Annotated in this window: 4 protein-coding genes; all 4 read right to left on the minus strand. The window is 43.0% G+C overall.

The window, feature by feature from the left end; genetic code table 11:
* The 4 genes from V7K55_RS02065 to V7K55_RS02080 all read right to left on the minus strand — a co-directional run bounded on the left by V7K55_RS02065 (position 1) and on the right by V7K55_RS02080 (position 14,029).
* Positions 1-1,677 carry a PfaD family polyunsaturated fatty acid/polyketide biosynthesis protein gene (locus tag V7K55_RS02065; RefSeq protein ID WP_334827685.1) on the minus strand — a complete coding sequence of 559 codons (1,677 nt, stop codon included), beginning with the start codon at positions 1,675-1,677 and terminating at the stop codon, positions 1-3.
* Positions 1,678-1,858: 181 nt separating this feature from the next.
* A complete protein-coding gene (locus V7K55_RS02070; protein ID WP_334827687.1) occupies positions 1,859-6,607 on the minus strand; it encodes a PfaB family protein in 4,749 nt (1,582 codons plus the stop codon).
* A gap of 221 nt (positions 6,608-6,828) precedes the next feature.
* Positions 6,829-8,547: an SDR family NAD(P)-dependent oxidoreductase gene (locus tag V7K55_RS02075; protein ID WP_334827688.1), complete on the minus strand. Its 1,719-nt coding sequence runs from the start codon at positions 8,545-8,547 to the stop codon at positions 6,829-6,831.
* A gap of 124 nt (positions 8,548-8,671) precedes the next feature.
* On the minus strand, positions 8,672-14,029 hold the full coding sequence (locus V7K55_RS02080; protein ID WP_334827690.1) for a beta-ketoacyl synthase N-terminal-like domain-containing protein: 5,358 nt from the start codon (positions 14,027-14,029) through the stop codon (positions 8,672-8,674).
* Positions 14,030-14,049 lie beyond the last annotated feature (20 nt).

A 14,049-nucleotide genomic window follows, 5' to 3' on the forward strand; every position in this document is an offset into this window, starting at 1 on the left:
TTAAATCTCCAACAATGATGTAGAACGAACAGGGTGATATTGACTGTAATAATCGGAAGTTTGCAGCCCTTGAATTTTCAAATTTTGGACGCGATACAAAAAGGCTGTACCAGTCATAATTTGATTAGCAACATCAACTACACCACGATTATTTGGTTCAGATAGGTAAGAACCGCGTACCCAGTCATTGAAACCGCCCATTGCCGGGCCACACCAAATTTGATAATCTACTTCTCTACCTTTCTCGCCAGAACTCGACCAGCGAGAAGATAATCCTAAATACCAGCGAAAAATCAACGCCATTTTTAGCTTAGGATTATTAACTGCTTTCCCAAGTTTCTCAGGATTCTTTTGAGACAAATAAGCCGCAGTTCCTTCCCATACTTCGGCAATAGTTTTGCGAAAAACTTGTTTTTCTAATTTCTCTCTTTCTGCGAGGGGGATGCTTTCAATGGAATCATAAGCGCGGTAGAGTTCAAATAATTTTTGCGCTCGCATGGGGAACATTGTACCCCGTTTGAGAACTTGCAATTTTACTCCCATTTCAAACATATCTGCGGCTGGAGCCATAATCATATCAGCCATTTCTGCTTGGGCTAATAACTTTTTGGTATGTTCACAAGCTCCAGATTCAACGCATGATTGATTAATAGAACCAGTCATTACATAAGCAGCACCCATCATGAAAGCTGCTAATGCTGATTGTGGTGTCCCAATTCCCCCTGCTACACCAATTCTAATTGGTATTTGGTAATGATATTGGGCTTGAATTTCATCGCGCAAGGCAATAATAGAAGGTAGCACACAAACTAAGGGACGGTTATCTGTGTGACCTCCAGAATCAGCCTCGACGGTAATGTCATCAGCCATTGGAACTTTGGCTGCAAGAGTTGCTTGTAACTCAGTGATTAATCCTTGTTCAAGAAGTTCTTTGAGGATTCTGGCTGGTGCTGGTTGTAAAAATTTAGTCGCAACTTCTCGGCGAGAAATTTTGGCGATGACTTTATTTTTTATTTCAATTTGATTGGCGTTATTCAAACCCAATCCAGCAACACGGTAATAAACAATGTTGGGGGTCAAGTCGAGAAATGCAGATGCTTCTACTGTTCTCACTTGATATTTGAGGTATAAATCTACGGCGCGGCGTTCAATCGCTGGTTCATTGGGGCTGTGAATTAAATTAAAAGCATAAGGCCCTTGAGGTAAAGCTTGTTGAATGCGATTGATGGCTGCTTCCAAACGTTCTGGAGTTAAACCACCTGCACCAAAGGAACTCAAAATTTGCTCTTTTCCTAGTGCAATGACCATTTCTTCGGAAGCGATTCCGCCAGCCATTGCGCCAGTAACGTAGGCATATTTCACTCCGTGAGAGGAGAGGAAATTGGGGTCGCCAAATTGTTGAATGCGGATTGGGGCTGCAAATGTTAAGAGTTCTACTTGTGCTGTTGTGCCATTATCACCTGGGGATAAGTAGCCCTCGTTGGTGACACCGATTTTTCCGGCAACTTTCACGATGTAGCAGGGTTTATTTAACACCATCAATTTATCTTTGATGGTTTGTTTCTCAAAAGATACTGTTTCTAAAGAACCTTTCCAAACTTGGTTTTTGTTATAAGACCAAGAGGAGAAGTTAAGGCCATTATCGTGTTTACTTAGTACCGTATCTACGGTTGTCACGGTAGTTATCCCTCGGATTACAAACAATGGATGATAAAAGTGAAGGGTGTAGACTTTTTATAAGAGTCTATGTTTTCATACCAATTCTCTGTGAAGATGCACGTAATAATTTTTTAACGAACTGCAAAGGACGCAAAGGGCGCAAAGGAAGAGAAGGTTTAGAGAGAATTGGTATGAGATATTAGGATTCTTCGTTAAGCAAGTTTTGGGCGCAAGCTAGTTGTAATTGAATGATTTCGCTCATTTGCTGGCTATAATCTTGTCTAGCTTGTAAGAAGGCAGTGTGTGCTTTAGTTATCTTTGAATTATTAGCATTGAGCTTTTGATACTGGGTCTTATTTAAATCGAACATGCTGATGATGCTACTAATTTTTTTAGTTCTGATGGGTGGGGATGAAACAGGAATTGGCTGTTTAATTGCGATTGACTCAGAAGATTGTAATTGTTCTCTCGGTTCAAAAACGTTATCAATGATATTTTTCGCTTTTACTTCTTCTGGCTGAGGCAAGATGTTAGGGAGGTAATTTTCTTCTTGGTTTTTTTGGTTGGAAGTGTTAAGATAATCTTTGATTTCAGATGGTTGGACATTAGGTATATCTGGATGCTGTATTTTGAAGCGTTCGCTCCTAAGATCCCCCGCGAAATCTTCAACAAGTTTACGATTTTCGGCGCTCAAAATTGTAGCAACAATTGCTTTTCCACCCAAGGTAACTGTTCTCAATGTTGCTTTATTTTGATTGGCGGTTCCTTGAGCTTTGTTGTACAGTGGTGATAAATCTACGTTCACTTGATGGCTGAGTAGTTTTGCTAATGCTTTGACCATTGCAGCATGATCATCCATCCCTCGACGATTTAGAGAGACTGTGATATGTTCTTGGTTGCCAAGAATTTTATCAATCCATCGCGAACAGACATTACCTGCGCCTGCTTCTAAAAATATTTTGACTCCATCGCCGTAGACACGATTAACTAATTGCGGAAAATCAAGTTCTTGGCACAATCCTTTAGCGATGTTGTGGGCAATGGTATCACTTTCAAGTACAATCGGTTGATAATCGGCGGCAGAATAGAATACAATACCAGCGAGATTCTGTGATGGTAAGGTGTTTACCTTCTTGATTTCCTCGTACTGCGATCGCATCGCTTCGCAATGTATCACATGGTCGAAGGGCGCGGGGAAGGCATTACAACCTAAAGTTGCAATCACTCGCTTGCAGGCGGCATCATCACCAGCGATTAACACTTCTTCTGGTGTGTTTATTTGAGTTAAGTAGACGCGATTCTCTTGTTTCAGGCATTCTCTAATTTGCGATGGAGTCGCCATGAGAACATAAGTATTCCAAAAATTGTTGTTTGGTGAATCGGTTAATCCCCAATATTCACGCACAGCATTTTTTGGCCCAGATAATTTATCACCAAATAGAGGTGATGAGTTTAAGGTGTTACTTCCACCTTCAAAATCACTCCAAACTCCTTGGGCAACCATCATACTAGTTTCACCCAAGCTATACCCAAATACAGATTGCGGCTTGACTTGAAAATCATCTCGGAAAATTGCCGTCATGTACCTAGCAAAGGCGATTTCGCTTTCAAACATTGCCAGGGAATCATCTAACAATTGTTTTTCGAGAGTTTCTAGTTGCCTGGTTGTTAATTTTGGTAAGCTTCTGGGATAAACTAGTTTTTCAACATCGGCAGCCCGGTTGTAGAGATTGTTACTTTTTAAATCCTCGAAGACTTTCGGAAATAAGCGGAAGACACTGCGACCAATGCCGATATAAGAATTGACGGCTGCGGGGTAAACGTAAGCAACTGCCCCAGTTTTACCTAATGGTTTCGCGGTGAAATAACTTCCTAGTGGTGTTTGCCAATCTGTGCCGTTTTCAAAAGCATTATTTACACCTTTGCGGGCAGATTCAATTTCTTTGAGTAAATCTTTTGTGTTACGTCCTGTGATTGATAAGACGTATTTTGCATCAGATTGCTGTTGAAAAGTAGCGAATGTTTCGCTAGCGGTAGCTGATAAAGAAGAACTCGCTTCTATGGTATTTTGGAGATTGTTGAGAAGATCGGGGATAGTGGAGCGATCGCTAACTGCGATAGGAAACAGATGAAAAGGCATTTGTTGCAAATATCTGTTGTCGCGCTCCTCTTGGCTGGGTTCCTCCGATAAGATTAAATGGGCGTAACTCCCATCTATACCCATGCTATTAATTGCTGCTATTCTGCGTGTGCCGCCTTTATCGACAAACCAAGGTCTTGATTCCATCGCCACATAGAAAGGGCTACCTTCCCATACTTGCGGTGTTTTGACACCAGACCATTTGGGTGTGGCGGGAATATACCTGTAATAAAGACAGAGAGCGGTTTTGATTAAGCTAGCAATTCCCGATGCTGTATAGGTGTGGCCGATATTGGCTTTGACGCTGCCCAATGCACAATGCAAACCGTTGCCCACTTTCGGATAAGCTTGCAGTAAACCTGTGATTTCGGCTTCATCCTCTTGGGGAACGCCGCTACCGAAGACTTCCACATAGTTAACCTCTGTGGGTTGAATCTCCGCCATCTCGAAAGCTTGTTTGCAGACATCACTGATAGCTGAAGCATCAGGTTTTACCGGAGCCTCACTCAAAGTAGAATTACCTTGTGCGAAACTCATGGCATCAATTACTGCATAGATGCGTTCATTATCTTCTTTAGCTTCTTCGTAGCGCTTGAGGACGACAGCGCCGGCACCCTCCCCAACCGTCCAACCATTGGCTTGTTGGTCGTAACCCAAGGTATTTACACCCGTATTAATTGGGGCAAATTGGCTGCGGAATAAGACGTTTTCCACACCGCCGGCTAAATCTACCGCACCCACAACCACCGCGTCTACTTCTCCAGTAGCGAGTAGCATTTGGGCAACTTCCAACGCTTTGAGGGCGGAATTTTCGCCAGCGCTGACGGTGAATGCAGGGCCAGTGAAGTTCCACAAAGCAGAAATCCGACTCGCCATGATGTTGGCGATGTGACTTACATATTCGCCGATTTCTACTGGTTGGTGAATGCTATCTTTAACAATGATTTCCAGTTGGGAAAGGTGTTCAGCAGGTAGAGAAATTCCTTGGTTGAGTAAGCCGTCCTTAACTTGCCAAGATAGATTCCATCTTTGTTGTAGCTGATGCACAGAGAATTCTGTCTCGGCGGCGACAATCACAGCCACATTGCCACCCTCCTGTAGTTTCGCATCTTTCACGGCGCGATCGCTAACCTTCAGAAGCAACAATTGTTGTGGGTTTAATTTCTCTATCTCATTCGGTGGGATTTTGCACGATAAAGTATCGATTTCAAAATCCTTGATATATGCCCCTACTGGTGCTTTCCCGTCTGTTAAACCGTATTCTTTCAGGATACTTTCTTGATTTTCTATCCCATGCCATCTTTGAGGCGGTAGGGAAGTAAAATGTTGTGTGCCATCATAAATACTGCGTTCAAAAGCATCTAAGCCATTGCAGTTACCAAAAAAGGCATCCATGCCGACAATCGCAATTTTGGCAGATGGAACAGGTGGAGTTGATTCAATTGATTGTGTTGTGTTTCCTTGTTCTAAAATCAGATGAGAATTAGTACCACCAAAACCAAAAGCGCTAATAGCTGCCCGTTTAATTGGGGTATTATTATTAGGCCATGCTGTAGCCGTTCTAACAATTTTATCGGCGGAAATTGTACCTTTTTCTGAAGTTAAAGGTTCCGAAACATTCATGGTTGGTGGAATTAGACCATGCGACATACTCAAAATCACTTTAGTCAAGCCAACCATGCCAGCAGCAGTTAGCAAGTGACCAGTATTCGCCTTAGCAGAACCCACCAAAGGCGCAGCTTGGTTTTGACCAAAGAATGTTTCTATGGAGTTGAATTCGGTTGTATCTCCTAGCAATGTGCCGGTGGCGTGACACTCTAAATAATCAATGCTTTTGGGACTAAAGTTTGCCTCATTATAGGCTCGTTCAAAAGCTAAGACTTGTCCTTTAGGATTGGGACTCAGTAAATGTTTACCTTTGCCATCATTGGAGAGTCCATTACCGCAGATGGTAGCGAGAATATTATCGCCATCTCTAACGGCATCAGAATATCTTTTCAGCATCACCATCCCCACACCATCGGCAGGAATTAGCCCTCTTGATGATTTATCTAAGGGACGGCTGATACCATTTTCTGCATATCCTTGAACACCGGAAAATAACATCCGCACGAATAAGGAATCTGCACAACTGATGGCTCCAGCTAACATGACATCAGCTTTGTGTGACCATAAGTAATGAGATGCTAGTTTAATAGCATAAAATGATGACGAACAAGCAGCATCCAGACATAAATTAATCTGGGAAAGGGAGAAGGCTTGAGCAACGATTGATGCTGGTAAACCAGATATCATTGCATTGTATAAAGACGCTTTAGTTGCACTTGGGACAGCTAAATCAAAGTCTTCATACTGCAAAAGTTCTCTGACAGCAGGTGCGATCGCTTTCTGGTAAATTGGAGAGAATAATTGATTAGATAATTTTGTCGGGAATGACAAATTACCTAAAATTACGCCGCATTTTGCCAGTACATTTTGATTACCCCAATAACCACTTTGTTCGATTGCTTGTTTAGCGGCATACAATGACCATTTGAAGGTGTTATCTAAGCCAGCAACAAATTCTGATGGTAGATTGTATTCAGATGGATTAAACTCGAAGTTGCGGATGTATCCGCCTTTGAGGGAATAGGTTTTGTCTGGTGTACCTTTGACTGGATTGTGAAAGATTGTCGGATCTACTCCGATTTCTTCGACAGTTGCAGAGGATGTGGAATCTTTTTGATTAACAATATTTTGCCAGTATTCTTCAGGGTTTTTGGCATCGGGAAATAGGCATGATAATGCGATGATGGCTATTTTTTCCACGATTTATATGCTCCGAGTTTGGGTATTTAGCAAGAGATAATTGACAGGCAGGATTTACGCTGTTCCCCAAACTTTGAAGTGGCAAGTTATAGCAATCCTATTTTAGTTGTGATAAATACTCTTTTTAACGAACCGCAAAGGACGCAAAGGACGCGAAGAAGAGAAAGAATTTCACAGGGATTTTAGGAATGCTATAGGTGTTGAGTGCTAAAGGAAGATTATTAGCTTCTGAGCATTTTCATTGACCAAATAATGGCATGAGCGCCGAGCATTCGTGAATAGATTTTACCTTGGCGATCGTGTATGATGAAGTTAGCGATCGCACTACTTGGTGTCTTAGCTAGTACTTCACAAGAAACGTAAAATGTTTCGTTATGTGGTATCGCTACAAACTGTTCAAATTTTTCTACTTTTCCCGGTAAACAACCTTCCTCATGAAAGTGTTGTGTCCAAATCCATAAGGCGTGCATACTCAAGTCTGTTGTATAAGGATTTACCCATTGGACAGGGAATTGTCCTTGTTGCTGTGCAGTGAGTTCTGGCCAAAGACATTCTGTTGTGATTTTTTCGGGACTGATGTTTAAAACTCTCTTAACTTCCTGAAAACCGGGGCCGTGAAATAATGTAGCCCCACCATTTTGGTAAAAATCTTTTCCTGTAGCGGTGATGATGTTATCTGGTTCGAGATTGAGAGATTCATAGATAGGTGCATCTGGGATTTCACGCTGAAGATGGAGTTGAGCGCTAAAATGAAAATGGGTTTTACCTTCTGGGTTTTTACTCGATATTTTGGCTTTAAGTTCGATGCTTTCAAGATTAGCTTTGGAAATTTCTTCTATTTCTAAGATATGTTCCTTCGCTAATGTTTCATTAAAGGTAATCCCTTTCAAAACTTTGAAGTCTTGGTAATAAAACAACCGATAACCGGGATATAATTGTTCACAGGCGTTGATAATCCAGGTCATTGCACAAGTTGCTGGTAAAACTGGAGAACCAGCAATAGTATGATCGTGTAAAAATGGGTTAGCCTCTAATGTCATTTGGCGACGGATACGATAGGTTCGTAGTTCTGAATCTAATTCTGTAGCCATTGGAACGAGTGGGCTACCAATGACAACTTGTGCGGTTGCATGATTGGTATTATCCATTTCTTTCACGAGCATTTGTGCGCCGACTGCAATGGGAATAATTTCAATTTTTCGCTCTTGAAAAATCTTCTTTAATTCGGCTGTCACCATCCCACTGTCCCAAGCGCCCCAGTTGATAGCGACTACATGACATGAGGGATATTGTTGCTTAAATATATGGGCTGATTTGTTTAGAATTTCATTTGCGATCGCATAATCAGATTGTCCGGGATTTCCGTAAAAGCCTGTTACGGAAGAAAACAAAACTAAATGCCGAAGTTGACTAGGATTGACGCAAGCTAGCAGGTTTTCTAAACCTTGAACTTTAGCAGTGTAAACTTTTTCAAAATCCTCTTCTGTTTTCTTTTCAATTAACTTATCCGCTAAGTTTCCCGCACCGTGGATGATTCCGGTAATTGCGCCAAAATGTTGTACAGCAGTGGCAAGTTTTTCTTGTAAAGCTGGCGTATCTGTGACATCGACGCTGATATATTCTGCTTTCGCTCCGGTTTTTTCAATTGCTGCTAGAGTCTTTTTAATTTCGCGGCTGGAGGTTATTTTGTTATATATTTTTTGCACATTCATGGGTGTGGGCTTCTCTCCTTGAGAAAGAAGATTTTCCATGATGCATTTTTTCAATGCGGAGTCATCGGAGTTTTGAGCATAATCTGGCTCGGTTTCTAATAGTTCGGAGCGGCCGAGGAGGATGAATTTGCCGGGTTGCTGCTGGGCTAATCTGATAGTACACTCAGCCGTAATCCCTTTTGCACCGCCGCTCACGACAAAAACTGATGATGGGGCTGTTTGTATCATAAATCCTCGTAAATACCTGCATAAATTGGTTTTTTCTTCCTCTGTGTCCTCTGCGCCTCTGCGGTTTTTTTTTAACGAACCACAGAGACGCAGAGAGCGCAGAGAGAAGAGATGGAGGGATTAACTAATCGGCGATAATGGTGACTCGTCCTTGTGAGCCGTAGCCAACTTCACTTATATAAAGGTTGGGGTCGTGAAGTTCGGCGATGATGTTTTGTACTGAGTTTTTAGCGTCAAGTCTGGGACTCAAATCAATCGCACGGGTGAATACTTTTGGCCATTCCCATCTCAGAGTTTTGGTTAGTCCGAATAAACCAGCGCCGATCGCACCGAAGTTGACTTTATACTCTAAACCGAAGGCTCCATCGAGGTGAGCTACTGTGCAAAAACAACTACGTCCATGCTTTGCGGCTTCGTTGAGGGAGGGTTTCAGGTGTTTCGCCATCAAAAATACGTGCTTGACGATCGCCTTTTCTGATTCGTTATAAGAAATACTTCCGGTGTGATTTCCTACAAACATCGGGTGGAGATGGATGAAAGCCCCGATCGCGCCGCAATGAGATGCGATCGCTTGTAGTTGTTGTTGGAGATGTTCTTCACTCAAGTTTGCTAAGGTGACGCGGGTTACTCCTGTGGGTAAGGGCGCTTGTTGGGCGATCAGGGATTGGGGGAAGCTGATAACTACTACTTTCCAGCCTTTCTCGATTAGGGATTCAGTTAATTTATAAGTGGTGAGGGAACCATCATCGGTGATTAAACCGATGTGTCCCTCTAGTAACGTGAAATCCAAGTAATCTGGCTGTGGTAAGCTTCTGAGTTTGACGAGATGGCGCTGGATATTATGCTCTAATTCCGGTGGCTGCTGTTGGACAAACTCAGGTTCAGACTTTTTTTTTTCACCTCCAGCCAACTGCTGTAGGTAATCAACTATTTGACCGATGGTGCGGAGATCGCCGAGTTCTTCGATATTCGGTTTGGGTAAGTTGGGGTACGTTTCTTGCATCGCCCCTAAGATTTCCACCCGTTTGATGGAATCAATCCCTAAGTCGGCTTCCATGTCCATTTCTAGTTCCAGCATCTCCACTGGATAGCCGGTCTTATCGCTGGTGATGGCTAACAGGGTTTCACCTAAGTTTGCAAATTCATCACTAATAGCGGCTTCTGGTTCTGGAGTGAATGCGACAACTACACTTGGTTCTGGTGCAACGACTACCTCAACTACTGGTGCAACTTCTACTGCAATCTCAGTTGCTTGTGGTACTTCGTGAATTGCAATTTCTACAGAAACACTTTTGGAAGCGTGGGATTGCAGATACTCTACAACTTGACCGATGGTGCGTTTTTCTGACAGTTCTTCTAAATTAGGCTTGGGTAGGCTGGGGTACATTTCCTGTAGCGCCCCTAAGATTTCCACCCGTTTGATAGAGTCAATCCCTAAGTCCGCCTCCATGTCCATGTCCATTTCCAGCATTTCGACTGGGTAGCCGGTCTTGTCGCTGGTGATGGCTAACAGGTTTTTATCTAAGTCAACAATATCGATGGTTGCATTAGATACAGGTGCTGGTTCTGGAGTGAATGCAACAACTTCTGGAGGTGCGCTAATTTTGACTACAACTTCAGCTTGAGGTTCTACTACTGTGACAGGTGGCTCTACTGTCGAGACAGTGGCGAAGTGCGGAGTGGGAAGTGGTGAGTAGGAAGTTTCAACTACAGGCTCTACAGCAGCCGGGAGAGGTTCTTGAGTAACATTTTTAGCGATAGGCTCAGTTACAGCCAAAGGCTGGCTTTCTACTATCTTGGTAGGTGCATCAGTAACAGTTGTTTCGGTGGTGAAATGATGGCGTACTGCATCGCTTAATTTCTCTGTTAATTGAGTTACACCCTCACCAGAGATGATTTGAGAATACTCTTGCTGTATGAGTTGGAAAAAGCTCTTAGTATATTCCAGCTGCTCTTGAAGATATTGCTCATGGATGCGTAGAGTTTCACCCTGTTGGGAATGAAACTGCATCATGCTACGCTCTAAGCTTTCCATGACAACTAGCTTCATTTTGGCAGTTTCGGCTGTTGATTTACTTTCGCTCAACAAGGAATTCTGCTGCTGCATCAGTTGGAAAAACGCTTTAGCGTATTCCATTTGATGATTGAGATAAGTACCGTGAACTTGTAAATTCTCAGATTGATTTTCCTGGAACTGTGTCAGGAGATATTCTAAACTTGCTAAAAGTTGTTCGTAATTTGTCAGCTTTTCTGGTGTTGGTTGCATCTTAGATTCCTGGACTGGTTGTGACAGGGTAACAGGATTCATCTGTTGCTCTGGCTGGGTGATGATATTAGCAGTCACACCGTTCATTACTGGGGCAGATTTTTTATGTCCGTTAGTCTCGATCGCAGCGAGAGTTGGAGTCACACCTGGGCTGCTAAATAAAGGAGCCGCAGTTTCCGAATATTCGGGGGCGGGTAATGTAACTTTATGCCCATCCTGCAAAGCTAGAGCGAAGGCATTTTTCGTTTTTTCGGATCTATAATTGATGCCGTTCAAACGGACATTTAATGTCTTCTTCGTCTCAATTGGGGGAATAGTTTGAGGAAGTTGGTAAGGATCGAGGTTATTCAAAGCCAGACCAATTACTCGCAACTGCACAACTGCTTCTCGCAAAGAGCGATCGCTATTCTTTTGAGCGCTGGGATTCAGAGATACAGTAATATGTGGGCGATCGCCAAGGATATCTTTTACTAAGTTGGTGAGAATTCTTCTCGGCCCAAATTCCACAAAGCAAGTACCACCCGCCGCATAGATATTTTCAATTTCCTGCTTAAATAGCACCGAATTAGAAAGGTGGCTTTCGAGGATTTTTTGAATACCTTGGGCTTCTTTGGGATACTGCTTACTGGTAACGTTGCTGTAAACAGGGATTTTGGGACTTTGGAATTTGACAGACTTGGTGGCGATCGCAAATGATTTCTGAGCAAAGGCGATTAGCGGTGTATGGAACGCTGCTGATACAGGTAACAATACGGCTGTATATCCTTTCTCGTGTAAAGCCTCTCTGACTCTCGCTATTTCTGCGGTAGGCCCAGCCAAGACAAATTGAGTGGGAGAATTTTGATTAGCGATCGCAACTTGCGGAAAATGCTTCAGCACTGCTTCCACTTTGCTAATATCTTCTTTGACAGCCAACATACTACCCGCATCATGATCCGGGTCTTCGGGTGCAGCCATTGCTTGACCCCTAGCTTTCACTAAGAACAAGTAATCTTCCGTACTCAAAACCCCCGCAGCCCACAAAGCTGTGAGTTCTCCAAAGCTATGTCCCGCCACAAAATCTGACTTAAACCCAGCTTGTTGCAGTATGCTGTACATCCCTGAACTCAACACCCCAATAGCTGGTTGAGCGTATTCTGTGCGTTGTAAGGCAGCAATTTGGACATTTTTTTCTGCCTCTCCAAACACAGGATGAGGGAAAACAATCTCTGATAGCGGCTGCAAATTATCTTTGATTAACAGGCTATCCATATAGCCATGAAGACGGCGCATCAACGGGAAATTCATCACCAGTTCGCGTCCCATCTCCAGGTATTGCGAACCTTGTCCAGAAAATAGAGAGACAACTTTTCCACCCAACTCCATACCAGAGGAACGGTAATAAATCCCTTGGGGATGCTCCCAAGATGCTGCTGTTCCTTTATGTTTCAGCCATTCAATGCTAGTTTGCAGTAACTTGCAAGCTTCTTCCAGATTCTCAGCTACAAACCCAAATCTGGCAGCAGACAGGGGAATCTGTGGTGATTTGCACTCATTGACTAATTGTGAGTAGTGTCTGGGTGCTTCAGGCGAGCGCAACTTACCCAAAATCTCTTCAGATTTGCTCAACAATTGGTCTACCGTAGGAGCAAACAACAGCACTTCACTAGCAGGACTGTGTAAGCGATAGGCGGCGTTTTGGTCGGCTTCATATTCTTCCAGAACGACGTGATAGTTAGTTCCACCAAATCCGAAAGAACTTACACCTGCACGTCTTGGCGCTTCCCCTTCAGCCCGAATCCAAGGTCTGGTTTCGGTATTCAAATAAAAGGCCGAATTTTTAATATTGAGTTTGGGGTTTGGTTCGGTGATATTAATGGTGGGCGGCAATACTTTGTGATGTAAAGCCAAAGCAGTTTTAATCAAACTCGCCGCACCCGCAGCCGCTTTTGTGTGTCCGATTTGTGATTTCACACTACCCAAAGCGATGTGCTGCTTTTTAGAATCATGCACATCAAAGAAGTCTTTTAAAGAACCGAATTCTGTCGGATCTCCAGCCATTGTACCGGTACCATGTGCTTCCATCAAACCAACAGTAGCGGGAGAGAAGCCGGCATCTTCATAAGCACGTTCTAAGGCTTTAACTTGGCCTTCTTTGCGAGGAGCATAAATGCTCTTATAACGTCCATCGCTGGAAGTACCAATACCTTTAATTACGGCATATATTTTATCGTTGTCCCGTTCAGCATCTTCTAACCGCTTCAGGACAATCATCCCAATACCTTCACCTAGCATCATCCCATCAGATTTAGCATCGAAAGGTTTGACATTTTCACTAGGAGAAACAGCCGGTGTTTTGCTGAATGAGATGTAAGCCATGATGGTGTTATCGGTATCAACACCACCAGTCAGCATCATGTCAGAACGATGCTCAACTAGCTCACTGATTGCCATTTTTAAAGCACCAAAGGAACTAGCGCAAGCGGCATCAACTACGCAATTCATTCCGCCAAAATTCAGGCGATTGGCAATTCTACCCGCGACTACATTTGCTAACATTCCAGGGAAAGCGTTCTCATCCCATTTCACATAAGCGCTTTTGATTTTATCGACGATTTTTTTCGTATCTTCGTCAGATAAACCACTACTTTTGAGAACTTTTTCCCAAATCGGATATTCCAATCTGGCAGAAAGTGGCATTCCTAATTGCTTGGCCATCGCCACGCCTAAGATTACCCCAACAGTCTCGCGGCTAAACTCACGTTTTTCACCATAACCTGCATCTTCCATCGCTTCTTTCGCAACCACTAAACTTAATAGTTGCGATACATCTGTGACTTCTAAAATGCTGGGTGGGATGCCGAATTCCATCGGATTAAAATCTACCTCTGGAAGAAAACCACCTCTTTTACAATAGGTTTTATCTTCAGTAGTTCTGGGATTCGGATCGTAATAATCTTCGACACTCCAATGTGTGGAAGGAACATCAGTAATACAGTCAATTTTATTTACTATATTTTGCCAATATTCCCGCAAGTTTCTAGCTTGAGGCAATAGAGAAGCCATCCCAACGATGGCGATCGGATTGTGTTGTAATTGTCTGTTAATTCTGTTGGTTGACACTGATTTATCTGGCTTCATTTTTTTTCCCTCGATAGACTTAATCACAGCCTGTTCACAATTGTTGACAAGGCTCTCTAACTCCGCTAAGGCAGTATCAATTGAATAAGCAGACATAGGGCATAGTGAGTACTGTG

It is taken from the genome of Nostoc sp., from assembly GCF_036919895.1.
In the GTDB taxonomy this organism is placed as follows: domain Bacteria; phylum Cyanobacteriota; class Cyanobacteriia; order Cyanobacteriales; family Nostocaceae; genus Nostoc.